22 protein-coding genes and 2 pseudogenes are annotated in these 26,612 nt (G+C 49.2%); 3 read left to right on the forward strand and 21 right to left on the reverse strand.

All coding sequences use genetic code 11. The annotated features are described in order from the left end of the window. The first annotated feature begins 135 nt into the window (after positions 1-135). Positions 136-3,453 carry an S-layer homology domain-containing protein gene (locus ADH66_RS19950; protein WP_066534060.1) on the forward strand — a complete coding sequence of 1,106 codons (3,318 nt, stop codon included), beginning with the start codon at positions 136-138 and terminating at the stop codon, positions 3,451-3,453. 130 nt (positions 3,454-3,583) lie between these two features. Here ADH66_RS19950 and ADH66_RS06905 read toward each other — a convergent pair whose 3' ends face one another. The 11 genes from ADH66_RS06905 to ADH66_RS06960 all read right to left on the reverse strand — a co-directional run bounded on the left by ADH66_RS06905 (position 3,584) and on the right by ADH66_RS06960 (position 11,142). Then, entirely contained in the window at positions 3,584-3,964 is a 381-nt protein-coding gene (locus ADH66_RS06905; protein WP_066534058.1) for a TnpV protein, read from the reverse strand. Positions 3,965-4,025: 61 nt separating this feature from the next. Then, complete coding sequence (locus ADH66_RS06910; protein WP_088364388.1) at positions 4,026-4,805, reverse strand: S-layer homology domain-containing protein; 780 nt, start codon at positions 4,803-4,805, stop codon at positions 4,026-4,028. Further along, on the reverse strand, positions 4,774-5,103 hold the full coding sequence (locus ADH66_RS06915) for an S-layer homology domain-containing protein (RefSeq protein WP_157767192.1): 330 nt from the start codon (positions 5,101-5,103) through the stop codon (positions 4,774-4,776). Before ADH66_RS06915 ends, ADH66_RS06910 begins: the two co-directional genes overlap by 32 nt. A gap of 14 nt (positions 5,104-5,117) precedes the next feature. Then, on the reverse strand, positions 5,118-5,300 hold the full coding sequence (locus ADH66_RS06920; protein WP_207653046.1) for an S-layer homology domain-containing protein: 183 nt from the start codon (positions 5,298-5,300) through the stop codon (positions 5,118-5,120). A gap of 13 nt (positions 5,301-5,313) precedes the next feature. Further along, entirely contained in the window at positions 5,314-5,688 is a 375-nt protein-coding gene (locus tag ADH66_RS06925) for a type II toxin-antitoxin system HicB family antitoxin (protein ID WP_066534053.1), read from the reverse strand. Between the two features lie 88 nt (positions 5,689-5,776). Beyond that, positions 5,777-7,804, reverse strand: coding sequence for a VirB4-like conjugal transfer ATPase, CD1110 family (locus ADH66_RS20520; RefSeq protein WP_066534051.1), 2,028 nt, complete (start codon positions 7,802-7,804; stop codon positions 5,777-5,779). A gap of 147 nt (positions 7,805-7,951) precedes the next feature. Next, entirely contained in the window at positions 7,952-8,425 is a 474-nt protein-coding gene (locus ADH66_RS06935; protein WP_066534049.1) for an RNA polymerase sigma factor, read from the reverse strand. A gap of 83 nt (positions 8,426-8,508) precedes the next feature. Continuing rightward, positions 8,509-8,934: an RNA polymerase sigma factor gene (locus ADH66_RS06940; RefSeq protein WP_066534046.1), complete on the reverse strand. Its 426-nt coding sequence runs from the start codon at positions 8,932-8,934 to the stop codon at positions 8,509-8,511. Between the two features lie 86 nt (positions 8,935-9,020). Then, positions 9,021-9,536: a sigma-70 family RNA polymerase sigma factor gene (locus tag ADH66_RS06945; RefSeq protein WP_066534043.1), complete on the reverse strand. Its 516-nt coding sequence runs from the start codon at positions 9,534-9,536 to the stop codon at positions 9,021-9,023. A gap of 490 nt (positions 9,537-10,026) precedes the next feature. Continuing rightward, positions 10,027-10,215: a cysteine-rich KTR domain-containing protein gene (locus ADH66_RS06955; RefSeq protein ID WP_084384192.1), complete on the reverse strand. Its 189-nt coding sequence runs from the start codon at positions 10,213-10,215 to the stop codon at positions 10,027-10,029. A gap of 9 nt (positions 10,216-10,224) precedes the next feature. After that, complete coding sequence (locus tag ADH66_RS06960; RefSeq protein ID WP_066534042.1) at positions 10,225-11,142, reverse strand: CPBP family intramembrane glutamic endopeptidase; 918 nt, start codon at positions 11,140-11,142, stop codon at positions 10,225-10,227. A gap of 56 nt (positions 11,143-11,198) precedes the next feature. Here ADH66_RS06960 and ADH66_RS06965 point away from each other — a divergent pair, with 56 nt between their 5' ends. Both ADH66_RS06965 and ADH66_RS06970 read left to right on the forward strand, forming a co-directional pair. Beyond that, a complete protein-coding gene (locus ADH66_RS06965; RefSeq protein WP_084384191.1) occupies positions 11,199-11,651 on the forward strand; it encodes a winged helix-turn-helix domain-containing protein in 453 nt (150 codons plus the stop codon). A 21-nt stretch (positions 11,652-11,672) separates the two neighbouring features. Beyond that, positions 11,673-12,242 (forward strand): annotated as a pseudogene (locus tag ADH66_RS06970) (IS630 family transposase); the annotation flags it as partial. Between the two features lie 16 nt (positions 12,243-12,258). Here the strand turns inward: ADH66_RS06970 and ADH66_RS06975 are convergent. The 10 genes and pseudogenes from ADH66_RS06975 to ADH66_RS07010 form a co-directional block, all read right to left on the reverse strand. Then, positions 12,259-12,828 (reverse strand): TetR/AcrR family transcriptional regulator, encoded by a 570-nt coding sequence (locus ADH66_RS06975; protein ID WP_066534041.1) that lies wholly within the window; start codon positions 12,826-12,828, stop codon positions 12,259-12,261. Between the two features lie 247 nt (positions 12,829-13,075). After that, on the reverse strand, positions 13,076-13,450 hold the full coding sequence (locus tag ADH66_RS06980; protein ID WP_066534039.1) for a TnpV protein: 375 nt from the start codon (positions 13,448-13,450) through the stop codon (positions 13,076-13,078). Beyond that, positions 13,431-17,789 (reverse strand): annotated as a pseudogene (locus tag ADH66_RS06985) (SNF2-related protein); the annotation flags it as partial. The pseudogene ADH66_RS06985 and the gene ADH66_RS06980, both read right to left, overlap by 20 nt. Then, complete coding sequence (locus ADH66_RS06990) at positions 17,693-19,138, reverse strand: LPD25 domain-containing protein (RefSeq protein WP_157130568.1); 1,446 nt, start codon at positions 19,136-19,138, stop codon at positions 17,693-17,695. The pseudogene ADH66_RS06985 and the gene ADH66_RS06990, both read right to left, overlap by 97 nt. Continuing rightward, on the reverse strand, positions 19,029-21,617 hold the full coding sequence (locus ADH66_RS06995; RefSeq protein ID WP_084384189.1) for a phage tail spike protein: 2,589 nt from the start codon (positions 21,615-21,617) through the stop codon (positions 19,029-19,031). Before ADH66_RS06995 ends, ADH66_RS06990 begins: the two co-directional genes overlap by 110 nt. 4 nt (positions 21,618-21,621) lie before the next feature. Next, positions 21,622-22,359 (reverse strand): distal tail protein Dit, encoded by a 738-nt coding sequence (locus tag ADH66_RS07000; RefSeq protein WP_066534030.1) that lies wholly within the window; start codon positions 22,357-22,359, stop codon positions 21,622-21,624. Then, a complete protein-coding gene (locus ADH66_RS21955; RefSeq protein WP_236757208.1) occupies positions 22,307-23,548 on the reverse strand; it encodes a phage tail protein in 1,242 nt (413 codons plus the stop codon). The genes ADH66_RS07000 and ADH66_RS21955 overlap by 53 nt, the downstream gene beginning before the upstream one ends. Then, on the reverse strand, positions 23,545-23,835 hold the full coding sequence (locus ADH66_RS21960; RefSeq protein WP_236757209.1) for a hypothetical protein: 291 nt from the start codon (positions 23,833-23,835) through the stop codon (positions 23,545-23,547). The genes ADH66_RS21955 and ADH66_RS21960 overlap by 4 nt, the downstream gene beginning before the upstream one ends. A gap of 30 nt (positions 23,836-23,865) precedes the next feature. Then, entirely contained in the window at positions 23,866-24,855 is a 990-nt protein-coding gene (locus ADH66_RS21965; RefSeq protein WP_236757210.1) for a hypothetical protein, read from the reverse strand. Positions 24,856-25,019: 164 nt separating this feature from the next. Next, positions 25,020-26,294, reverse strand: coding sequence for an ATP-binding protein (locus ADH66_RS07010; RefSeq protein WP_066534028.1), 1,275 nt, complete (start codon positions 26,292-26,294; stop codon positions 25,020-25,022). Positions 26,295-26,612: the final 318 nt, after the last annotated feature.

The following is a 26,612-nucleotide window of genomic DNA, read 5'->3' on the forward strand; positions in this document are numbered from 1 at the left end:
TAATTGTGGTAATATATACAAAATATGTATGCTATCAATAAGTTAAACTTTTCTGCATTTGGGAGGTGAAAAGCCACGCAGAAAACGCTATCATTTTACTCTTTTGATTTCAAAATGAGCTAAGGAGGGTGAAACATGAAAAAAGTTTTAGCTATCTTGCTGGCAGTATGCCTGACAGTAGGTGTATTGCCGGTCTATTCGTCTGCAGCCAGTGAAACGGAGGAGAACAACTCCTTTGCTACCGCACAGCAAATCAACGTCAATGCAGCTCTGACGGGGGCAATACCAGATGGCGGCGACCTGGACTTCTACACGTTCCGGCTGGACAGGGACGGCTATATCCGCCTCTCCTTCCGGCACGAATATGTGGATGACTCCTCAACCCTATGGAAACTCACCCTATTTGACGCAAACTGCGGAGCCATCAATCAGAAGACTGGCTCTGGCAAGGATGTCAACCATACATACGACCCAGTTGGCCTGCCCGCTGGAACCTATTACATAGAGGTCGCGCCGTACAGCCATAACACCTACTCTACGGTTCCCTACAATCTGACGGTGAATTACACCCCCGCTGGTGATTGGGAAACAGAGGACAACGGGGAGTTTAGCAGGGCGGACCAGATTGACGTGAATGAAACCGTTAATGGCAGCATGATTCACAACAGCGATACCGATTTATTCCAGTTCAGCCTATCCCAACCGGGGTATATCAACCTCTCGTTTGACCACGAGTATATAGACGATTCCTCTACCCTCTGGTACATCAATCTGTACAACGCTGAATACCGGCTGATCAATCGCTACAGCGCCGCTGGAGAGGACATAAAAAATGAATATGGCTATGTGGGCCTGCCCGCGGGGACATACTATGTGGGGATAAGCCCATATAGTTTAAATACCTATTCCACAAAGCCGTACAAAATGAAAGTTAATTTCACCCCATCGGCAGAATGGGAAACAGAGTTTAACGATGCCTTTGACCTTGCTGACGCCATACAGACAAATCAGATGGTCCATGGCGCGATTATGAATAGCAGCGACAAGGACTTCTACCGCTTTGAGCTGCCCTCTGACGGCGCTGTTATTCTGTCCTTTGCCCACGACTATGTGGATAATTCAAGCGTCTTGTGGTATATAGATATCTGTAACAGCGAGTATAAGCTATTGAATGAATACCGCAGTACCGGTGATATCGTTGACGGTAAGTCCGGTATCATCGGACTACCTGCTGGAACATATTATGTGCGGGTTCGACCGTATAGCTCCTATACATACAAGACCATCCCCTACCGCCTGACCGTAAACTACACGCAATCAGGCCCGGAGGCGGGTCCGTGGGAAACGGAGTTCAACGACCAATTTGCCGACGCGGACGTCATTCCAGTGAATCAGTCTGTCGGCGGCAGTATCATGAGCGACTCAGACGAAGATTTTTGCCGGTTTGAACTGGATGAACAGGGGCCGGTCAGCATTACGTTTAAGCATGATTATTTGGACAACTCCGGTACGGTTTGGCGGGTTTATCTGTATAATAATGCGCTCAAGCAGATAAGCCAGTACGACTCCAAGGGTACGGACACCCGCAATTTATTCGGCCCCAGCAATCTGGCTGCCGGGACTTATTATGTGAAAATCACCCCCTATAGCTCTTACACCTACTCCACAAACACCTATGTTTTCTATGTCAGCGCCGGAGGGGAATCCAGCCCCGCGCCTACCTCGTCGCCCAGTCCGGCTCCGACCCAAAGCCCCACGCCTATTCCAACCTCCACACCCACCGCAAAGCCCACCACCGCGCCACCCCCAAGCAGTACGCCGGATATCAAAGCGCTGGAAAACTTCCTGGCTCAGTTTGGCTGGTGGGCCGGCGGCTCCTCCTACGACGCCCAGCGTGCCACAGCAAGCAGCCCTGCCCAGTATGGAGCCAAGAATATTTTTGAGGCCATGCTGTCCACCGGCTCCGGCTACTGCTACAATGATACCCTCTACCCAGGAGAGGCCCGCCAGGAAGTATGGGACGGAAAGGACCCTTGGGGCAAGTGGAATGGGTATCGGAAAACCAACGCCCAAAAGATGGAATGGATCTTGAGCCATATATTCAACTGCTCCGACTCCCATATTGCCGCACTGAAGTCCTCTGTGCTGAAAGAGAACCCAACGATTTATTACCTGGATGGGTATTATTACAATAAACTGGGCGGCGTTGGCGGCGGATTCAGCGCGTCTGTCACGAATATCCAGCCTTATGATGGGAAGTATCGAGTCACCTACAGCCTCAAGAGTATGTATGAAACTACCGGACGCCCGCGTTACGCCATCGTGGAGTGGAAGGTCATCGACGGCCAGGGCTACTGGTCCCTGCACTATAATACCGAGCTGAAGGACGGCCAGGACCCTATTAAAACCGGCGGTTTTCTAGACGTGAAGGAACAAGAGTATTACTGCAAGCCGGTTTTGTGGGCCGTTGAGAATAGAATTACCAGCGGTATTGGCACGGGCAAGTTTGGCCCGGAAAGCTCCTGCACCCGTGGGCAAATCGTAACCTTCCTTTGGCGCGCTGCGGGGAGTCCCAGCCCCAAAACAGCTACAAATCCATTTACCGATGTGAAGCCCTCAGACTACTATTACAAGGCGGTCTTGTGGGCGGTAGAGAACAATATTACTTCCGGCATTGGAAATGGCAAGTTCGGCCCAGGCAACTCCTGCACTCGTGGCCAAGCAGTAACATTCATATGGCGGGCTGCGGGGAGTCCTAACTCAGCTACAGGAAATTCATTTAAAGACGTGGCGGCGGGAAGTTACTATGAGAAAGCAGTGAATTGGGCCGTTGCGAATGGTATTACCTCTGGCACCAGCAAGACAGCTTTTAGCCCCGGTAAGACCTGCACCCGCGGACAGATTGTTACTTTCCTATACCGTCATTATGTGCAAGCCACCGATGTGAAACCACCCAAGCCGGAGGACACGGCATACCAGGATATCCTCAAGGGTTTGAGCAACAAAGATTATTTCTTGTACGACGTCGATAGTGATGGAATAAGGGAACTGATCGTGCTGCGCACCGATGAAACCGCCATTCGCGGCTCAGTTTATACAGTCCAGGATGGCAGGGCCATTGGTCTGATGGACAATGAAACGATCATGAGCATGGCCAGTGTCCCCGGCGGCCGCATCGGAGTGGTAAGCAAGCAGGGCAAAAAATATATCTGCACCCGCAGTTGGAACTCCGGGTATTCCCATCCCTACACCAGCAACACAGGGGAAATCAAGCTATATACTCTTTTAGGCGGCAAGCTGACGTTAAGTGAGAAGGTAGCATATCGAATCCAGTCGATGAACTCAACCGTCCCCGGCGAAACGGATATAGTTCGGACAGTCAATGGCTCCGGCACAGCTTTGGACTATTCACAGTATCAGGAGTGGATAGAAAGTATGACCTGGCTGGGTTAGCTGGAGCGCGTTGAGGGGCAGAGAACCGAGTATTTCTGATAATTTCAAGTAAATCTTCATACAGCATATATGAAAAGAACCTCACGGTATGCCGCGCGGTTCTTCTTTGTAACCAAGTTATATTTTTCGCTTATGCAAAAACAGTTTCAGTATTTATGATATCTTTCACGCAAGATTGGATAGTGTTCATCCTGCCGACCCATGACATTGGGTCAGCAGCTTTCAACCCCTCGGTAATACCGCGAGCCTGTTTCATCTGCTTAACAAGAAGTTCGTATCGCTCCTGCGCTTGCTGGTCGATGTGGGCAAGGTAGGCGTTTAGCTTACCGTTCAATTGGAGGGAGTTGTAAATTATCGGCCTGTGCTGCTCTTTTAGGTACTGCTTATGCTGTCGACCCCATAAGCCTATGGGCTGCTTTTCTTCCTCTGATACTGTCAGGCAAGGGTAATAGTAACCGTCTTTCAACTCATACCATAGGCCATTTGTTTCGTCAAATAATTGGTTCTCCATTTTATAAATCCTCCAAAGGTGTGTTTAGCGGGTAATTACTAAGCGTGGGCGTTTCATGTCTTTAATTATAGGACTTCCCCGGCGTGGGCTCAGTGATATAGTATTGGATTGCTTGGTGCATTTCTGTCAGCACATACTCAATATCTTCGGCTATCCCCTGCGCCCCGTAAAGCTCCCAGCGTATGGGACCGGCCCAGCCTGCGCCCTCATAGCAAAGTGAACGGTCATACTTGATATGGCTTGGCAGATTCAAAAGAGCCTTGATTTCCCGCATTTTGGCGCTGTCCTCTACTTCTGCCGGGTGGTAGTAGAGGACAAAGCATCCATCCTCATCGTTCGCGGTGATATAGAAACGGTCGCTGGCGGTACAGGTTAGGATTTTCACGCAACCATTGCCGATGGCAGAACTGCTCCTGGATTCATCTTCTATGTTCTCCCAACTACCTATCGATTCCACACCAAAATCATCAGAGTTTTTCAATGTTGGGTCCCACTTAGCGATAGTCCCATCATATGAGAAGGTCGGGTCATCATGCTTTCCGTTGAGCACATAATCCAGAATCTTCTCCGGGTCCTGATTGGGTTTGAGCTTGGCCCTAACCTCATCCGTTATCTCAATTCTCGGCTTGTCAGGGTCGGGTGCCGGCGAGGGAGAGGGAGACGGCGAGGTGGAAGGGCTGGGAGAGGGGGCAGGCGGCTGGGGGTCCTCACTGCCGGAGTTATCCAGCAGCTCCCGGCTGTTATAGAATATCTGCGCCACCTGGGCCCTGGTAGCTTTCCCCTGCGGGTCCAGCCTGTTGCCGTTACCGTTAATAGCCCCATGGGTCAAAGCCCACTCCATTGGCGTACCTGGCGTACTTTGACACCCTGTCTCCGTCCGGGAACTGCTCCAAGAGACCGGCCTGGACTGTCAAATCGCATTCCGTGAATTTGGCGTAGTTGTAGAGGATAACTGCCATCTGCTCCCGGGTCACATTCCTCTCAGGGGCAAACTTCCCGCCGCCTATGCCGTTGACAATACCGTTCCCCGAGGCCCACTCCACATAGGGAGCGTACCACTTCCCGACCTTAACGTCCGAGAAGCTGCTTTCCGTATATTGCGCCGGGTCAATTTTTGCCTTGTTTCCCAGCACGGTCACGAACATTCCCCGGGTCATGGACCCGTCGGGGCAAAGGTGGTGGCGGAGGTTCCGCTGAACAGTCCTTCGCCTACAGCGTAGTCCACCGCCGTGTAGTACCAATTTCCCGGCTTTACATCCGTGAATTTCTCTGCCGCTGCAGAAGCGCTGACAGTCACGGTAGATACCATAAGAACCAGAGTTAATAAAGTTGCCATCAGTTTTTTCATGTCAGTTTTCCTCCCTGTTTGGTATTTCAATGTTATGATTTGTTATAAACTCGCCTATGGCTTGCTGCATGATTTGAGAAAATTTGACTTCTTGCTGGGCCGCATACAGCGCCAACGCCTCGTGAATGGCTGGAGAAGTTCGAACGGTGTAATTCCCGGTGAAAGCCTGGGCGGGTTTCTTCCCCTCACTCTCACAGGCGGCAATATAATCATCTACCGCCCGATGAAATTCCCCTTTAATTCCCTCTATGGTCTTAGAAGTAAAGGAAGGAATCTGGCTCATTCCCAGGACCCGCCCGGTCAAACAGTCCTTGATATTGAAATAGGACACAAGACAGGTGTATTTTTTGTATTGCAGTGTGTTTCCTGCTTGCATATCGGCCATCTCCTTTCTGTTCTGACCATAGTATAACACACTTTAACACAAATTGCAACCTTATTAAGGTTCGTTTTCTAAATTCTTTTTAACTCCACTTTCCCTCTCTCGGGTTGGTGGAGAGCATCCGGTACAGCTTGGTGTCTGTAGGTACGGTGCTGATAAAGGGAATCATGGCCCCGCCGATCTTCATGAGGCCGTGCCCTGGCTGGGTGTTGGTGAAGTAGGTCCGTTGGTTCTCGGTGATCTTGTAAAGCTCGGAAAGCCGCTGGGCGTTGGAGGGGGACTGGTTCAGCATGACCACAAAATCCGTGTTGGAGAGCATCGCCCGCCCGGATTCGCTGTCCAGCACTTCCTCACAGTTCTGGGTCGCGCCGGTGCAGTAGCCGTTATATTTGCGGATACGCCGCCAGAGGTTGGAGAAGAATTTGCCGGTGTCCTCGTCCTGGAACAGGAGGGCGAACTCGTCCGCATAGACGAAAGTAATTTTCCCGGCCTTGTAGTTCCGCATGACCCGGCCCAGCAGGTGGTCCAGGGTGATGAGCGTCCCTATGGGTTTCATCTGGTCCCGCAGGCCGCTAAGAGAGTAACAAATCAGGCTGTTGCCGGTGTCGATGTTGGTGGGCTTGGAGAAGGTATTGAGCGCGCCGTCCACAAACCGCTCCAGGGAGAGGGCCAGTTCCTCGGCCCGGGGATTGCTCATTTTCTGGAGCGCCGCCCGGAAATCACCCAGCAGCGGCGGCAGATACCGGCCCTTGGACTTGATGTAGTCCTTATACACGGCACGGACTGCCCGATCAATGAGAGATTTTGTCTGCGCGTCCAGCCCACCCCCCTCGCTGACCTTCTCACAGAAGGTGGTGATAAACTCGGTCTTGTAGGCCAGAGGGTTCCGCTCGCCCAAGTCAATTTCCAGGTCAAAGGGGTTGATACTATCCTGCCCCACATGGTAGACCTCGCCGCCCAGCTCCGTAACGACCTTTCCGTACTCCTGCTCCGGGTCCAGAAGCAGAAAATCGGCCTTGTCCGGGGGATATTTCAGCCGGAGAGAAACCAGCTCATTTTTGCAGAAAAAGGACTTGCCGCCGCCCGTCATTCCCAGCACAAAGCCGTTGCCGGAGGACTTTGCCAGCCGGTCTACGACTACCAGATTCCTTGTGACAGCGTTCTGCCCATACAGTACCCCGGTGGGGTCACAAATCTCCTGGGCCGAAAATGGCACGAAAGCCGCCAGGGTCTCGGTGGTCAGGCTCCTGTCCATGGAGATACGGTCCAGGCCATAGGGCAGGGCGGTGTTGAGAGCGTCAAGCTGCTGCTCGGTGCAGATATTGAACTCGCAGTTCTTGCCCCTGGTGACGTTGCGGATAAGCTCGGTGTCGGAATCTAACTGTTCCAGGGAATCCGCCATATGCGCTATGGTGACGGTCGCCACCACCATCCCCAAGTCCTTCTGTATGATGTCGTTAAGGCTGTCCGTGATAGCGTCCCGGTCCTTACGGAAGTTGTACGGCTCCGGGGACGCAACCTGCATCCGCTGGAGCTGCTTCTGTTGAAAGCGCATGGAGTTTGCTTCCAAGGAATCCAGCTTCTTGGTGTAGTATTTCACGGCTTCCTCGGTGTGTACGGGCATGAAGTTGACGGAGAGAATCATCTCCGTATCAAGATTTATCAGCTCCTCGACCGTATCATCGTGAATCCAACTTGCGTACTCGGTCATAGCCAGTACCCGCACATAGCGGCTTCCAATTTTGAAGTAGTCCGGGGCGGGGAGGAAGCTCATGGGGGCAAGACCGTCTGACAGCTTATCGCTTGCCACGGCAAAGTGAAGCCGCCCGCTCGCTTCATCCGTCAAACGAAACAGCCTGTCTTGAATGCGGCAGAACGTGTCCTCAAGGCAGAGGTAAAGCACGTCACCCTCCCGTGTCGGCATATCCCATAAGGGGATTCCCTGCGACACGCATAGGCAGAGCTTTAACATTAGCCAGCTCTTGCCGATTTTCTGTGCGCCGCAGAACAGGGTTAAGCCCGTGGGTATCAGACCGTCCACCACAAAAGACGGCTTTTCAAGCGGCTCATAGATGAGCGTGTCTGCGCCCACTGTCTGAAGCTTCTGCATGGGATTCCTCCTTTCGGGCGGTGTCTTTGGTTTTGTTACGCATAGGCGTTGACCTCCTTAAAATAAATTTACTCCCACGAAAAGAAGTGAGAGTATGTAATGCCGCCAATCCCACGCAAAACGGATTTCTTTTTCGGATGGTGGCGGTCACGGTTGGAGATACTTCCTCATTTCCGCCTTGACTTTCTCCCTTGCAACCGAAACGGACTTCTGGACAGCGGAAGCGGTGCAATGCTCCATCTCTGCGATTTGGTAGAAGTTGAAATCATACTCGTAATAGAGCAGGAAACGCCGCCTTTGTATCTCTGGCAGTCGGGCAACCGCTTTGTAAAACACTTCATTCCGTTCTTTTTCAATCATTCTTTCATCAAGCGTTTTAGGCACTCTTAACGCACGTCTGTAAAGCGTTTCGTCCCACACCTCGTTAAACTCCCTGTGCCGCTGATTCCATTGCTGAAGGTTTCTGTTCCTGCGCTCCATCTGACGAAATTCAATGAATAGCTGTTCTGACACTTCTAGTTCTTGGTGTTCGCCCTGCTCGTCCTTAAAGCTGATAAAATACCTTTTGCCGCTTTCCGTGGATTCCTCCCGAAGCGTGTAAGTCTTTGCCCCGTATGCCATTTCCTTTCCTCCTGCTAAAAAGTAGGAGAGAGTTTTTCTCTCCCCACCCGATAGCCCATAGGAAAGCAGGATGTATTAGACGCTTATAAAATTTTCCGCAGCTTCTTCCGCAGATGGTTGAGCCTTGCATAAATAGCCCCTGCCGTTAAATGCACAAGCGGGGCAATCTCCTTTGTGGAATAGCCCTGCATTTTCAGCAGGACGATTTGTAAGGTGCGCCTGTCCACCGTGATTAAGGCAAGGTACAGGTTTTCGTTCTCAATCTCGTCCAGTAAATCAGCAACAGACTTTACCTCTGCCTGCTTCTCCCTGTCCGCCATGCCCTCAAGGTATTCGCCGAAGTCGCTCGCCCATCGGTAAAACCGCCTGTTGGAATTAAAATCTGCCCTGTCGTCTGTGCGGATTTGCTCAATGGTTTCTTCATCAACGCCGCACTCACGCAGAACCTTTTCCTCGGCTTCTTTCCAGATGCGCCATTTCCTGTCCTCCCGTCCAAGGTTGTATGCCATCCTTATTTCCTCCAATCTGAATTGATTGAGAGGGCAGACAAAAGCCCCCTCATTTTCCCAAAGGAAAAACAAGGGGGCTGAACGCCTTAAATTTTGTTTTCCATTATCTTTCTCAGCTTCGCAAGGATTTTGGATTTGCGCTTATTCACAACGCTCTGTGTAACGCCTAACCGTAACCCGACTTCCCTCTCGGAAAGTTCCTCAAAGAAGATTGCTTTTATCAACGTCTGTTCACTGTCCGACAACAAAAGCAAGGCGGCTTTCAGCCTGTCCACCATCACCGCACGGACAACGGTTTCCGCAACGTCCACCACTTCATCAACAACGAAGTCAATCACATTTCCCTCACTGTCCGTAAATCCCTCCAATGACAGCAGCTTGTGGTTCGTGTCCAGCTTTTGCAGATAACGCCACCGTTCTTTATCTCGATAGAAATCTGCATACTGTTCCCGAACGACTTCAAGCAGACAGCCCTGCACTGGGATAAACAGCTTGTCCATGTATCTCTGGTCGGATTCCCTGCGGCGGCAGAAATCCCGATAGGACAACTCCACATAGACATTGTTTTCTTTGATATATACTTTTCTTGGTGCATACTTCACCGTAAGTACCTCCCATCTGAATTTTTGAAATGCTGAAATCCAGATGGAGAGAGGCGGGGAGCGACAGCCAACAGCAGAAACAGCCCTGCGGCATAATCTGATAAAAAACGACAAAAGAAAAACCGCAAAGGCTCTGTGACCTCTACGGTTATAAGTGATACTAATTCTATTAAGCAGAGATTCTACTTCTGGTTTCATGGTGAGAAGTAGCGTTGCATGGACAGGGATTTTTTTAACTGGCTTCCTGCCATTCCCCGATATGCTATGTATAAATCAAATCTGCGTTGCATGAGCAGATAGGTTACTGCCCGAAAAAAGAACATTAAAACGCCCTCCAAACTTTAAAAACAGGTCTGGAGAGTGTCTGTTAAGTCTTTTCGGGCATAGCAATATCGCCCACCGAACCTCGTTTTTTTTATTTGGTGGGCGTTTGCCTTAAAACCTTATGGAATAAAATAGAGCCAATGAATTGTGATTTTATTTCACAAATTCATCGGCTCTGCGTCTGTGCGTCTGGCTCTGTGATAACTGTTATTTGTAAATTCCTTGCTTCAATTAGTGTTTCCTGCTTACACTTCGGACAGTAAAGCGGAAAATTTTTTAGTTCCGTATCTGTCCTTATCTGTAGTCTTGTCTTATTTCCACAGATAGGACAGCGTATCCATTCTGTCTTACACATAAAATCACCTCAACTATTCATCTTATGATTGGGCAACTTAAATAAGAGTAGAATTGCACCTATCAATAGCACACTCATACCAATAACTCCAGATGGGTTTGGCCCAAGCAAAACGCTTTGTGTAGACAATGATATAAAAATCGGCGTTTCACCAATAATATTTACTGCTCCATGAATTATGGCTGCATACATGCAGTTGTTAGTTTTTAACGTTACAAAAGACATATATATACCAATTGTCATGCAGAATAATATCATCATAGCAATACCGCTGTACGGTGCGCCTGCATAATCCAAACCATAATTCATTCCAGAATATATAAGCGGTGCATGAGCTATTCCCCATAACGCTCCGATTAATAGCACTGCCTGTCTGATAGTCATTTTTTTGCAAAGAAGCGGCAATAAATATCCCTGCCACCCTATATCCTCACCTAATGCAATAAACCAAGACGGAACACAAAATGCTGAAATAGTACAAACTACCATTCCTATGATTAACAAGGAAGGTACTGTAAAGTTAATTTCCGATGGCACACCAAAACTGCCAAAAGTTTGGATTATGTAATTTCCGCTGTAATCTAAATCATTGGGGAATATTAAATAAAATAAAACAGCTCCCACAAAAACTAAAACAGTAGGCACAAACATAGCAACCAAAGCATTTTTTTTGCTTTTCCACACTTTGATGTTATATGCTATGGCAGACTTATCGCATGTGATTTTCCTTGTGAAAAATACTGATAAAGCTGGAGTTCCCATAAAAATAACGGGAAAGCCCAAAAAAGAATAAATAGCATTACCCGCACTATCAGGTAAAAGAATCGCAATCAGCCACAAGCCATAATACACACAAAAAACGATTGCTAAATAAACAAAAATTCTTTTGGTTTCAATTTGATGAAAATTAAATCTATCTCTTTTCATATTATTCCTGAAAAACGACCTAGAAAAAAGCAGTAGAAAGTGGTAAAATAGAGAGTATGGAATACATAGATTTACGAAAACTGAAAAGTGGAGAACTCAAGCAGATACGCCGGCAGGTCGTACGCCTCAAAAAGATGGGGAAAACCGGGAAAGAAATAGAGGAATTAACCGGAGTACGGCAGAGTCGCGCCAGCGAAATATGGACGGCATATAAGCGAGAGGGAGACAAAGCGCTGGAACCGAAGAAACACGGATTCCAGAAGGGGACGCATCTGCTTCTGACACCGGAGGAGCAGGCGGAAATACGGGAAACGATTGTTACCCGCCGCCCAGAGGAATTCGGCATTCCTGGGAGTCTGTGGACGCTGAAGAAAGTGTGTGCATACGTCTGGAAAAGGTATCGGAAAAAGATCTCGGACGGCAGTGTGTCGGATTATATGCGGCGCTGGGGCTTGACGTGCCAGCGTCCGGTCAAGCGTGCCCGGAAACAGAATCCTTCCCGTATCTAAAGGTGGCGGGAGGAAGAATATCCGGCCATCGACCAGCGGGCCAAGGCAGAAAATGCCGTGATTTACTGGGGAGACGAGACTGGAATCGACAACTGCTCGAACTGTGAGCGCGGGTTTGCACCCAAAGGACAGCCTCCTGTTCTGTCGGTGGAAACGAAAAGAGAGAGGCTGAATATGCTTTCCGCCCTGAGCAGGCAGGGGGACGTTCGCTTTATGATGTACGAGGATTCCATGAACCAGCAGCGCCTGATCCAATTTATGGACCGGTTGATTCGGACCTCCAACCAAAAGGTTTTCCTGATTTTGGACAACTTAAAGGTGCACCACGGGAAGAAAGCCGCAGCCTGGCTGGACAAGCATCGGGATAAAATCGAGCTGTTCTTTCTGCCGCCCTATGCTCCCGAGAGCAATCCGGACGAATATCTCAATCACGCGCTGAAACTTTCGGTCCATTCTGGCGACTTACCTCGGACCATATACGATATCCGCCATAAAACTACTTCCTTCATGCGAACATTACAACATTCTCCTGATAAGGTCTCCGCTTTCTTTCAACATAATCAGATTTCCTATATTCTTGTTCGGGGGTAATATATTTCTCCCTTGTTCATCTTTTTGCCTGTGATAAAAAAGCACTGGCGGTTTGCTTCACCATCGCTGCTACTTCTTCTTTTGAAGATGTTATAATTCCAGAAGCGATAAATGAAGCAAGCCCATGCGTATAAATCATTGTATTTTGAAAGAAATAGCAGACATTTTCTTTTGATATTTTCAAATAATCTGCAACTTGTTCAACAATAGCCGCATTTTCATCAGCGTTAACCAAAACGTCAAATCTACCTGTTTGAAGTCCGCACTCTCCACTCATATAAAGATATTTGAAAAGATTTGGCTCATCAAATGCAAGATTTATGTATGCCATTCCAATACCCGCAAAGGCTTCCACCCCGTTTTGAGTGCGAGACCGCATTTTTTCATTGGCATATTTCAAAGCATAACTAGCCAAAGCCTTACGAAGTCCGTCCATATTTTCAAAGTGCCATACTAAGGGCTGTGTAGAACAACCAATTTCTTTTGATAATGTCTTGATATTGATAGCTGCGTACCCATCACGAATAAGCATTTTCAATGCTGCCTCCAAAATGACCTCCTTTGAAATTTGCGTTTTCCTTGCCATATTATCACCTCTAATTCCCATAATCTCGTTTATATAATTGAATTTATATTATAGCTAAATCCAATGTTTGTCAACCCATCTAGATAAAAGTTTACAAATTTTATTGACACAAAATTACCGTCCGAAAAATAGTAGGTAATACTTTTCTCTGCTATATCGCCTTTATCCCCAACAATTTTAAGACAAAAGATAAAGAGGGTAGGATTATTTAACCTTACCTCCAATTTTGGCTTGCTATGCGTTTCACTTATATGTATATGATTTCCCTCTCTATAACCTCCCTCGCATACGCCCTTATGTTATTGAGCCGTCCCGTCCATTCTAAGGCGTTTTCTTCCTTTAGGCGTTCCGTTATGCCCTGTGCCTGTTTCATGCCCTCTATGAGCCGTTCAAAGCGTTCCTGCGCCTGCCTGTCAATGTCGGCAAGATAAGCGTTGAGCCTGCCGCTTGTGAGAAGATTGGTATATGTAACTTTGCGGTACTGCTTCAGATAGTCCAGATGCCGCTGTCCCCATGTGCCTATCGGCTGTTTTTCTTCGGCGGGTAAAGCTATACATGGGATTAAATAGTCACCTTGCCTTTCGTATTTGCCGCCCAATTCCTCAAAAATCGTCTTTGCCATTGTCTGTTACCTCCACATTCTTTTCTATTTTGAATGTCCGCAAAATCCGTCCTACATCTCGGGGCCGCCACGGGCAATCCAAATGGTGCAACGCGATAAGTCTGTCCTGCACATTGCTCCCAGCCCCGAGTTTTTGTGTACTGCCAATCAGCACCCGAACCTTGCCGCTGCGCACTTTTCCAAACAGTTCCTTCTTCTTAGCTTCTGTATCAGCGTCATGGAAAAAAGCAACCTCATTTTCCGGGACGCCGCGCTCCATGAGCTTTTGCTTTATATCATCGTACACATTGAAGCTACCGTCCTTTTTGGGTGTGGAAAGGTCAGAAAACACCAGTTGGGTGAGCTTTTCTTCCTTACCCTCCTGCCAGAATTTCATAATGTTTTCCACGCAGAGATTGAGCTTTGAGGCCAGATCGTCCTCCGCAAAAGGGGAGATCAAGCGCAGGTCAAGCCCTAATTTCCGGCCATCGTTTGTAATCTTCAGAAGATTGTCTTCGGCAGGCTCCACGTCACCAATACGCACGGCAGTGGCCCGCTTCGATAGCTCCTGCACATAGGCTTTCTGAAACTCAGTGGGCTTTGCAACGATGTTGTGAAACTCCACATCGGGCGTGGGCAGGTTCAGCATATCCTCCGTCTTGATATCGGCCACTTCATGAAAGATGTTCATCAGCTCTGGCGGGTTAAAGAACTTAGCGAACCGGGTTCGGGGCCGGTAGCCGGTTCCCTCTGGGGCCAATTCCATAGTGGTTGTAGTTTCTCCAAACCGGCTGGCCCAGTTGTCGAAACTCCCCATTCCCATAGCTTTTAAGGCGTTGTTTTGAAGATATCTCTGCATGGTAAACATCTCTGTTATGGAGTTGCTGATGGGCGTTCCTGTGGCAAAAATCACACCTTTATATTCGGTTATTTCATCCAAGTATTGGGTTTTGTTAAACAGGTCCATGGACTTCTGTGCCTCGCTGGTGGAAAGACCAGCCACATTTCGCATTTTAGTTGCGAGAAACAAATTTTTGAAATTATCCGCCTCGTCCACAAACAGCCGGTCAATGCCTAATTCCTCAAAGTTTATCACGGTATCCTTGCGGTGATCGGCCTGTAATTTTTTCAACCGCCCCTCTAAACTTTTCTTTGTCCGTTCCATACTTTTTATGGTGAAATGCTGTCCATCCTCTGCTTTTGCGAGAGAAATACTTGTCATGATATCGGTGATCTGCTGGTGCAAAAGGTCCATCTGCCGCTCCTTGCTGACCGGTATTTTCTCAAACTGCGAGTACCCGATGATAACTGCATCGTAGTCTCCGGTGGCAATGCGGGAGCAGAATTTTTTGCGCCGATCTTTTTCAAAGTCACGCTTGGTGGTAACAAGGATATTGGCATTGGGATAGAGCCGCAAAAACTCGCTGGCCCACTGCTGGGTCAGGTGGTTCGGCACCACGATCATGGACTTGGAGCAAAGCCCCAGCCGTTTCATCTCCATAGCAGAGGCGGTAATTTCAAAGGTTTTCCCTGCTCCCACACAGTGTGCAAACAGGGTATTACCGCCGTATACTGCCCGTGCAATAGCATTTTTCTGGTGTTCCTCAAGTTGAATTTCCGGGTTCATGCCTGCCAAAACAAGATGGCTCCCATCGTACTGCCGGGGCCGGATGCAGTTCATCTCATCGTTATATTTGCGCACCAGCTTCTGACGGCGGTCAGGGTCGCGCCATATCCAGTCCTGAAATGCAAGTTTTATCATGGATTGTTTCTGTTGTGCCAGAGTAGTTTCCTTTGCGTTTAGGACACGCTTATCGTTGCCATCAACATCCTGGATAGTATCGTAAATCTGCGTGTTTTGCAGATTCAGCGCATCTTCCAGCAGCTTATAGGCACTGGCTCGTTTTGTGCCATAAGTGGTAAATGCCGGCACGTCATTTTCCCTGATACACCCCTTACTGCTGATGTTCCACACGTTGATCTGCGGTGAATACTGCACATGAACAAAACCACGGGCATAGGCGGGAGTATTGAGGGTTTCGTACATGAACTGCTCGATGTATTCCTGGTCGATCCAGTCCGTGCCCAGCCGGACGGCGATTTCGGAAGCGTCCAGGTCTTTGGGCTGCACAGCAGCAAGAGCGTTGACATTGATATTGTAAGTGGGCTCAGTGGTTGCCGCCGCCTCTGCAACCTTCAGCTTTTCACGGACATTGCCGGAGAGATACTCGTCGGTGGTCTGGTACACAGACGGTTCTTTCAGAGGGACGCGGTAGATTTGCCCCTGCAAGTCGCCGATAACTTCATCTTCTGTCTTGCTGGTAAGTTCCGCCATGAACGGAATATCCACCCGCGCACGTTCGCCCAGGGACACGGCAAGGGCCTCGGTCGCAGTGTCCACATGGGTGATCTCCTGGTGGGGGTAGATGGTGCGCTTTGTGAACATATCCGATTTGCGGACGAATTTTCCCTCATCGTCCAGAATTTCCAGAGCGCACAGCAGATAGTAGGATGAATCCTGAGAGAAGGCCCGCTCGTTCATCTTGTCGTTGATAAGGCCAAATTTTGCAGTAAAATTATCGTAGAGCCGGTTCAATTCCTCTTGGGTATGCCGTATACTTTCATCCGGTGCATAACCGTCCAACTGCTCGTTGATAAGCTGCTGGGTGCAATTTCTAAGGTCGATAAGGGCCATGGTGCGGGCCTTAGCGGTCGCGCCCAGCTCCATTTTCACCATGACAGAATCCTGGCGATAGTACACGTCCCCTTTTATAATAGTATAGGTAAAGTTCTTAACATCCGGGTCGGCGGGGATAGTCTCCCGCTTCTTTTCGTCCTCCATCACCACGGTCTCAGCCTCCAGGTACTGACCGTCAATGTGCATGATAGCCTCATTGAGCAGTCCCCCTAAGTCCGCGCCGGGGAGAGGGTTCACAGTAAAATCCTGGCCCCCATACTGTGTACTTTCAGAGGACTGCTCGCCTAAGATCATGTCAGGGTGGTCCACAAAGTAGCTGTTGATGGTAAAGCCGTTTTTGTTCTTTTCAGTATAGACCCAATCCGGCAGGTCCACGATGGGCCGCTCCCGCTTTTGCAGGAATAGGATGTCCGTCACCACCCCGGTCCCGGCATTGGCGAGGAAAGCATTGTTGGGCAGACGGATGGCCCCCAGCAGTTCGGCTCTCTGAGCCATGTGCTCTCTGGCCTGGGTAGCTTTTGAATCCATGGTGTACCGGGAGGTCACGAAAGCAATGATCCCGCCTGGCCGCACCTTGTCGATGGTTTTGGCGAAGAAATAATTATGAATGGAAAAAACCAGCTTGTTGTAAGCTGGGTCGAATACTTTGTATTGGCCGAAAGGCACATTGCCAATGGCAATATCGAAGGAATTGTTCTGGAAGTTGGTGCTCTCATAGCCCTTGATTTCAATGTGGGCGTTGTGATATAATTGTTGTGCGATGCGCCCGGTGAGGCCGTCCAACTCCATGTCAAAGAGCTTGGAACTCGCCATACTTTCCGGCAGCAGACCGAAGAAATTACCGACGCCCATTGAGGGCTCCAATATGTTGCTGCCGTGAAAGCCCATGTTTTCCAGCGCCTGATAGATGGCCTTGATAACGGTGGGGGAGGTATAATGCGAATTCAAAGTGGAAGCCCGCGCCGATTCATATTCCTCGGGAGTGAGGGTTTCCAAAAGTTCCTTGTACTCAGCGGCCCAGGAGGGCTTGCTCTCGTCAAAGGCATCTGCAAGAGCGCCCCAGCCCACGTATTTGGAGAGAATAGCCTGTTCCTCCGGCGTGGCTGTGCGGCTTTCAGCCTCAATATTGTGCAAGGTTTTGAGTGCCGCCATGTTCATCTGGTACTTGGCTTTTGCACCGCCAGCGCTTAAATTATCGTCGGTAATGTGGAAGTTTTCGGGCTTCTCAATATTCAGTGTTTCTATAACTACATCAAAGGGGAGATTGTTTTTCTCGGCAGGGTAAACAGCAACTGTTTTTGTAGAAATGTTGGGGCTGGCAGGAGCGGTATTCTGTGGAGCATCCATTTCCGGTTGAACCGCCACAGGAGAAACCTCTGCGGTAGGCGGTTCCTGCAAAGGCAGGTCATGACGGAAACCGCCCAATTCCTGCTGATACATAGCACGGAGTACACCGGCAGCCGTCCGCAAATCATACATCATCACAGCGCGGGAATTGTCCTGAATGTCCAGCGTCAATCTGTCAGCGAATATGCTGTAATCCACCTGCTCCCCGGTTTCCAGCGTCATGGTTTCAATGGTGCTTTCATATTTTTCACCCAGGTGGCGGGCGCTTTCCGTGTTACCGAGGCCATCTTGCAGCCAGCCTGCAACCTCATTTTTTGCCTGCACATCCAACAGTCCACCCTTGCTGGTGAGAACATCCCGAAGGTCGTCGCCGTTATCGGCAGGGCCGATTTCCGTAATTGGGAAGTAGTCCGTAATGGGCAGATTTCTTTCATCCCGGCGAAGCAGCTTTTCAAAGTTAGATTTTTTTCGGAGCGGAGAACCGAATAGGTAAGCGTGGGGTCCCGGAGTTGAACGTCGAACAGACCAACATTAGTAATGGTAAACGCCGTGTTGTCCAGATAAACCGTATCTCCCACCTTGTATGCGGGGGCAAGTGGGTCGCGGTACTGCCCCAAGGTTTCCTGAAGCTGAGGAAGAATATCTTGATATTCGTCGTACTTGCCAAGAAAATCCACCACGCCGCCATCCCCATCGCCAATATCCTGGCGCTCTGAAAAGGTACGGCCATCCGGCATGACAAGAGTAAATTTTACCTTCTCATAGCCCAAGTATGGTACATATTCCGGGTCATCCGAATCGTACATCTCCTGCCACGAGCCGTACTTTTCGACACCCTCCTCCCGCTTCTCAATGTAGGCGCTGTCCCTCTCTTTCATGAGCCGGTCAAATTCAGCCAGCGAATACGCCGTTTTGTCCTGGAATACATCGCTTTCGCTCCACTCGCAGAAAATGTAGGGAACGTCCTTTGGAGCATACCGCGCCCCTTCTTGAGCGGGCAAAACTTTTTCCGACATAAGGAGATAGCTTTCCTCCACCAGTTCATCTTTTAGCCTGTTGTGGAACGCCGTATCGCCAAAATAAAGCTGATAAAACTGCATATCCCCTTGGGTAATGCCCAGGTCTTTTGCGGCGCGTTCTACCGCGTTACGCCCCTCGTCTACAGCATTTTGACGGTCCGAGTTTTGGCAGGCATTACGGTACGCTTCATCCTCCATCAGCTTTGGCAGGAGGACGGATTTGTAGTGGTCATACAGTTCGCGAACCGTAGGGGCCTGCTCTGGCTGGGGCTGTACAGGCTCAGGTCCGTTTTCTACAGTGAACTCAGTAAGCATTGCGGCCATATCTCGCTCTATATTACGGTCATTGGCTTCCTCAACCAGTTCCCGGACATAGGCGACCGGCTCTAATAGATGGGAGTAATTTGTGTCCAAAAGTTTTAGCCGCACAATGTTTTTGTCAAAATCAACGGATTCAATTTTAGCGCGCCGCCCATCGGCCTCCACCTCCAAGCCGATGGGAATATACTCTGCCGCTGTGCGTGACAGTATGACTTCATACCTCTTGCCGGATTCTTCCGGCCGGGCCAAAGTAACATCCAAGCCGTGCTCCAGCAGCTTTTTGAGGACTGCCTGCCAACCTCGTTTCTGTGGTACCGTCCTCATATTCAAAGACCACCTCGATACCGACCTGACCGGCAGTGCCTTTTTCCAGATTTTCAGAGGCAATCTGTGCAGAAAAGGTGTAGCTACTGCGGTTTGCCGGATAGACCGTCTGCATCAGGCTTTTGGTCATGCCGGATTCGCCTTCGGCCTTAAAGGAAGCAGTGCCGGACACGCCGTTTTCTGCATCCACTTCAAAACCGGAGTTCACCCAATAGGAGAAGCCGCTGTCGGCTCTGGAATTGCGCAGATGATTGAACGGAACGAGGTCTTTTACTTCCTGCCTGTCGATAACATCGGTGGAGGCCAGCACATCAGCGGCCTTATCCCATTGTGCAGAAGAATCACCAAGCTCACGAAGCGTTGTGGAAAGTTCCAGCACCGTGTTCCAAGGCTCCTGCAGGTTATATTGCCTGCGGACAACACGGGTCTTGACTGACAGGTTGAGGTCTTTATCATCAACAGTAACGATATCGCCCAGCGCCCATGATTCATGCTCATAGCCCGTCAGCACAGACAGGTCCATTGCGGAAAGTACATATGAGATACGAGGATAGGCATATTCGGCCAGCTTGTTTTCGGTGTACTCCAACATCTGATAAGGATTGGTGAAGTTGGAGCAGTCCAGTGTGGAGATGCGGATTTCGCTCGTGTAGGTGGTATCCTGCACATACTCCTTGCCACCATTGATGGGGGCGAAGGTCATACCGTCCTTACCGTAAGCATAAAGCCTTGTGACGAGGCTTCGGGTGTCCACCACGCGCTGGATGGATTTCATGTTCTTTCGATAGCAGAACAGCACACCGTTGTCATTACCGCTGAAAGTTAGAAGATGCACCAGTCGGTTGGCGCAGTCGAAAATCAGGTCACCACCGTGGATAACCTGTGTCTGACGCAGAATCACCAGCGCATTTTTCTCACTGCATTCCCACGTACGCTTGCTGGTGACATTGACGGTACCAACGGCCCAATCAGTGCCGGAGAGCACATGAGTCATCGGTGCTTCCGCAGTATCAGCATTGAAGCTGACGGTTTCTTTTACTTCGGAAAAGGCCAGATCATAAAAGGCCGCTTCCGCATAGACAGTAGTGACCACTCGGCCATCGGTTGTCTTATCATCGGTTACAGTACGGATGCGATATACATCATTTACAATCTGTACCTGCTTTTCGTTATCCAGATAGCTGCGCTTGGCATCCTGAAATGGGAGTTTGAATTCCAGCGTATCAGCGCCGTTGACCTCGCTGGTAACGATAATATCAAAAGCATTCTCCAACACGGCCTCCCATGCATTATTTTCATCCAACAGAACCGGTCTTGCAAAGCCAAGCCTGTCGTAAGGAGCCTTGGGAATATCGTGGAGCTGGATGTCCGTCACCCTTGGCGTTTTGCTGGTATCAGTGGTAGTCAAAGTAATACGGTAGCGGATATATTTCTGATTGGGTGATTGCAGTTCGCCGCTGGAGCCTATGGACTGCCAAGTGGACCAATCCACCATATCCGCAGAGGTGGAGGTTTCCACAAGGGACACCGCATTGACACCGGCAGTGTATTCGCTGGTAACAGAAACTCTGCCGCTGCCAGCAAGAGCGCAGATGGCGGGAATGGTAGTCAGTTGTCCGCTTTCCGGGTAGACACCATCTGTGGCCAGAAGCGTAGCAGCACCCGGTTCTGTAAGTGCGTCTACGGTTCCTGTGAAATCACCGCCGTTGGCACAGAGGGAACCACGGAAATAGTCCACAAGGTCATCTGCGGTCATATCAGAATCACAATCCAAGAACCAGTCATCAAAACCACCGGCATAGTAGTAGGAACCGGCATGCATACCCATGATAAGGTCAGCAACACAACTGCGATTGAGTTCACCGGTAAAGGTCAATACATCAGATTTCCATACTTCGCTGCTGTCACGGTCACCAACAACATAAGTGAACTGCTTGTTGTTCGGTTCAATCACACCGGCGATGAAGTACCAGCCGCCGTTGACCAGTTTGAACGATGGTGTAGTTGTCTGGTCAAGGATTAGAGAGCCGGAAGAATTATAAAGCATAATTCTCGGTTTGCCGGAATACAGAGACAAATAGAAGATTGGCTGACCGGGACCATATCGAGTATTAAAAATCGGACAGAAGGTGTTACCGACGGAGTAGGTCGTCGGGTTCATCCAGCCACCCACGACGATGCGCTCTCCAAGATTTGCAAAGATGCTACCATCGTTGGTCACCCGCAGGTGAGTTTTATCGGATGTGGGATTATTGATGTTCATACGGAACTGGCGACCTTTTTGGCTGCTTTTGAGACTGGCCGTAGTGCCACTCCAGTTGACAATCAGCATTTTCCTGTCGTTACCGGAGGAATCCAACAGCTTGTTATCGGCATCTGGCGCAGATTCGTTGAAACGCCACAAGCCACTCATACCCTCAATATAAGGAAATTCACCTGTAAAATCTGTCTGGGATGTAAGGATACTTTTAACAGCCACTGTATCACCTCCATCTGCTGTTGGCTTCTATATTAAGTTCGGTGAAGGTGGCATTGGAAGTAGCGACCACCACCGTATTTGTACTGGTTTCCAGTACCGGGAAGTTCAGTTCATATAAGAGCGGCAGGCCGTTGCGCAGCGTGTCGCCAACGGAGTCGACCACCTTTGCTGTGACAAGGTTGGAATCCACGATCAGCGTTTCTCCCTCGGCCAGTGCGCCGGTGATACGAAGCTCCTCGCCATTTATTATGATGGAAATGTAGCTGTCGGTATCGGAAGAAATCACGCCCTGAATGGAATATACCGGTTCGGAAATTGTGGTGCCAATGCTGCGGGATATTTCATGTTCGCCTTCCTCGGAAATCACAAAAGTCTCATCCTCCAGCGCATAGGCATGTGGGTCAGGACAGATGAATTTCAGCGTAAATGTACCGGCAGAACGCAGCAGTCTTTCACAGTCCACAGCTTCCGACAATCTTGCCATAAAATATCGGTCTGGCACTTCATCAAGAACCAGCTGCTTCAGACCCTTGGATGGGTCGAGCCACTGTGCCATAGCATTCAGCACAGAGACCAGTGCAGCAAAATCCTTCTGGGGATAGATGTAGCAAGTGAGCATGATAATACGCTCACCGCTGTCGCATCCAAAGTCCGCCACACCAGCTTTGCCGGGGACGGTTTCATAAAAGTTACGCAAAGCCGGTGAAGCCTGCCAAGAGGTCAGCCTTGCTTTGATTTTCATATTTTTCGATGCGGACTACCATTTGCTGCACAGTTACAAGGGAGCCATACATTCCATCCATAACAGAGGAACGGCCATCTGCACTGCTTTCTGTCAGCGCATTGGCAGCGCCAGCATCCAAAGTAAAGTCAGTCGGGATAGAGGTTTCCATATCCTTGGCCAGTCCGTTCATCACGGAATTGATGTCCTCGGCCATGCCTTCTGCAGCTACGACCGCGTCTTTGCCGTTACTGTTAATGGCACCGGCGAGACCTTCCACCAGCATTTCACCGACACAGCCCATTTCCTTGGACGGAGAGGCAATGCCGAAGAAGTCGCAGATACAGTCCCAGATAGTAGAAATCCAGCTGGACACCTTATTCCAGAGCCAAGAAGCAAGGGACTGGATGCCCTGCCACAGGCCACGGACAAGGTTACCGCCGACCTGCGCCATTTGCGATACACCTTTGCTCAGTGCATTCACAAGACCGGAAATGATCTGAGGCACAGCTTTTACGATTTCAGCGATGATGGTCGGCAGGTTTTTAATCAGCGAAATCAGTAGCTGAACACCGGCCTGCACAATCTGCGGAATGCTACCAATCAAGGCATTTACGATGGAGCCTATAATTTCTGGGATAGCAGCAACGATAGTGGTGATGATCTCCGGTAGGGCCTGAATGAGCGCCACAAGAAGGTCAATGCCAGCCTGAATCAGCTGTGGAATACTATCCAGTATCGCCGTAATAATACCTTCGATGATTTGTGGTATCGCCGCCACGATTGCCGTAATGATATCCGGCAGCGCAGATACTAAAGAGGTTAGAAGCTGAATGCCTGCCTCGATAATCTGCGGAATGGCACCGATAATGAAATCTACGATAGCCAGAATGATGGAAGGGAGTGCCTCAATCAGCATAGGGATTGCTGTAAGCAAGCCTTCTGCAAGACCCATAATCAGCTGCAGCGCCGCATCCAGTATCAGCGGCAGATTTGCAATCAGGCCCTGCACGATGGTAACGATGGCCTGAACTGCAGCCGGGATTAACTGTGGCAGTGCGGTTCCGATGCCTTCCACCAAAGCCACCACCAGCTGAACGGCGGCATCCACCAGAAGTGGGAGACTATCAATCAGCGCCTGAACAATGGTCATAATGGCTTCCACCGCTGCGGGAATGAGCTGCGGAAGGAGCGTCAGGATTGTGTTCAAAGCTGTGTGAACAGCTGGGTCACGGTGTCCAGAAGAGACGGAAGCAGGTCTGCAAAAACAGTCAAGAGCGCATCCGTCACCGTCGGCAGAACCTTGACCATATTTTCAATGACCGGAGTTACATTTCGGATAACATTCTGGAGAGCGTCCACCATGTTCTGGCAGAGCATTTCCATATCGGCATCCGCATTACCAAAGCCGACAAGCAGGTTTTGTAGCGCTGTCTGCAGGGAGTTGATGGAGCCGGAGATGGTGTTTTCTGCTTCTGCGGCAGTAGCACCGGCCACGCCAATACTGTTTTGGATAGCATGGATAGCTTAAACCACATCGGCATAGGAAGAAATATCGTACTCAATACCGGAAATGGCCTGCGCATCAGCAAGCAGTTGTTCCATCTCAGTTTTGGTGCCGCCGTAGCCAAGTTTCAGGTTGTCCAGCATGGTGTAATTCTGCTTGGCGAATCCCTGATAGGCGTTTTGAATCAGGGAGATGTCCGTACCCATTTTATTGGCATTATCAGACATATCCGTGATAGCCATGTCTGCGTATTCCACAGCAGCTTCAGTGTCACCACCAAGGGACTGAATCAGCGAAGCGGAGAACGAAGTGACCGTCTCCATGTAGTCATTCGCTGACATACCGGCTGTTTTATAGGCATTGGCAGCGTAGGTCTGGAGTTCTTGCGAGGATTCCTTAAAGAGGGTGTCAACGCCGCCCACCAGCTGTTCGTAATCGGCATAAGCGGCAATGACCTCTTTGCCGAGGGACACTGCCGCCGCACCAGCCGCCACAGTAACGGCACCCATTGCGGCACCGATGCCTTTTAAGACGCTGCCGAACTTTTCAAATTTGCCGGAGGATTTATCTGCGGCATCACCGGCCTCGTCGATTTCTTCTTCCAGATCATCGGCGCTGTCGGCGGCATCGTCCATTTCACGTTCGGCTTCATCCAAAGCCGTATTGTTGCGGTCCAGTTCACGTTCCATGTCGTTGAGGGCCGCAGTTGCATTGTTCAGCTGAATCTGCCAGTTCTGAGTGCGGCGGTCATTTTCGCCGAAGGACTCAGCGGCATTGGTAAGCGCTGCACGGAGCGTTTCGATTTTCTGTTTCTGTGCCTCAATTTCCTTATTCAGCACTTGGTTTCTGGCCGTAAGCGCCTGCACGGAATTATCGTTTTTATCAAACTGCGAGGACACCACTTTCATTTCCGAACCGAGGACCTTAAAGGACTGGTTGATTTCGGACAGCGCTTTCTTGAATTCCTTTTCTCCTTCCAGACCGATTTTTAATCCGAAGCTATCTGCCATGCGATATCACCTCCTTAATGGCATGAAAAAAGCACCATTCCACCAGAAAGTTGCGACGCAAACGACGCAAGAATACAGTGGACGGTGCCAAACGGTATAAAAATAGGAGCAACCCCGAAGGGCTACTCCTGAATGGTATTTGCAGTGTCAGCTTGGTTTGTTGGTTAGAACAGTTCTACACGACCAAGCAGTAGGTCTATCAGATTGCAATGGAAAATTCCGTTGTCATCATAGAAATTGTGAGGAATATCCATGCGAACAATGATTTTTTTGAAAAAGTCCTTTGTTAGTATCAATGATGCAAGTTCAGAGGATTCCTTTTTATCCGTATCCATCTGGAAAGCTGACTGGATATAGATTTTTTTATCTGCATCGTTTACAATGAAGTCGATTTCTTTTTGCACATTTGCACCGCCGGTACGGTCAGTAACAACACCAACATCAACGGAATATCCTCTGCGCAGAAGCTCATTGTAGATGATGTTCTCCATAATGTGGCCGGGATCGTACTGACGGTAGTTCAGTCGAGCATTACGAAGGCCGATATCCGTGTAGTAGTATTTGTTCGGATATTTGAAATAGGTCTTTCCTTTCACATCATAGCGCTTTGCCATCGAAATGAGGAACGAATCGATGATGTGCTGCACGTAGTTGGAAACCAGAGTTGAATTGACCTTTTCGTTCTTCATGCTGGTTAGCGCATTGGCAATATTCGTAGGATTGGTCAGGGAGCTGATCTGTGAAGCGAGGAAATCCAGAATATCATTCAGAATATCCTCACGTTCGATACCGTTGCGCTCTACAATATCCTTGACATACAATTCGCTGTAGAGGGAGGAAAGGTAATCCTTTTTGTCCTTCTCATCTGTTAATGCCAGCAGGCGTGGCATGCCTCCGTAAAGCATATAGGTATCCAGAGCATTTCGCTCGTCACCGCCTACATGAGAATAGAACTCCTCAAAGGACAGTGGGAATACATGAATTTGGGTAGCACGGCCACGGAACTCTGTTGCGATGTCCTTAGACAATCCTTTCGAGTTACTGCCGGTCACATATACATCCAAATTCTTATATGCCTTAAGTTCATTCAGCATATCATAGATGGAAACCTCGATGTCGCCATTTTCTTTATCAATCACTTTTGTGGTAAGCTGGACCTCATCAATGAAAAGATAAAACTTTTCGTCTTTCTTTCCAGAAACAAGGTCTTCGACATATTCACAAAGCGTGATTGGATTTCTGAACTTATAGTAACGTCTCTGGTCCAGTTCGATTTTTATGATATGGTCTTCCTGAACTTCCTGTGAGAGAAGGTACTCATAGAACAGGTCAAACAGCAATACCGACTTTCCGCAGCGGCGGATTCCAGTGATTACTTTGACTTCGCCGTTCCACATATGATGAATCATACGATTTAAATAAGAATCTCGTTTAAGCATTATAGTCACCTCGTACTTGCGACGATTGCGTCGCTACTTTCTTGTATAGTATATCACGAATTTCTCAAATTATCAATAGCGCTGCAGAAAGTTCCTAATAAAGTTACGACATTTGCGTCGCAAATTTGAGGTGAGTGTATTAGATTTCGTCCGGGATAATGTCGTCGATATACATTTCACGCTTCGGTTTTGCCATACCGTGGTACTGCTTATGGCATTCCCAAAGGTCCAGTAATAAGCTAAACGGCATCAACCCCACCTCATCCTGTGACAGATGCAGGTGGGCGATGCCGTAATATAAAAGTCGAGTAAATAACT

Source organism: Acutalibacter muris, assembly GCF_002201475.1.
GTDB lineage: Bacteria > Bacillota > Clostridia > Oscillospirales > Acutalibacteraceae > Acutalibacter > Acutalibacter muris.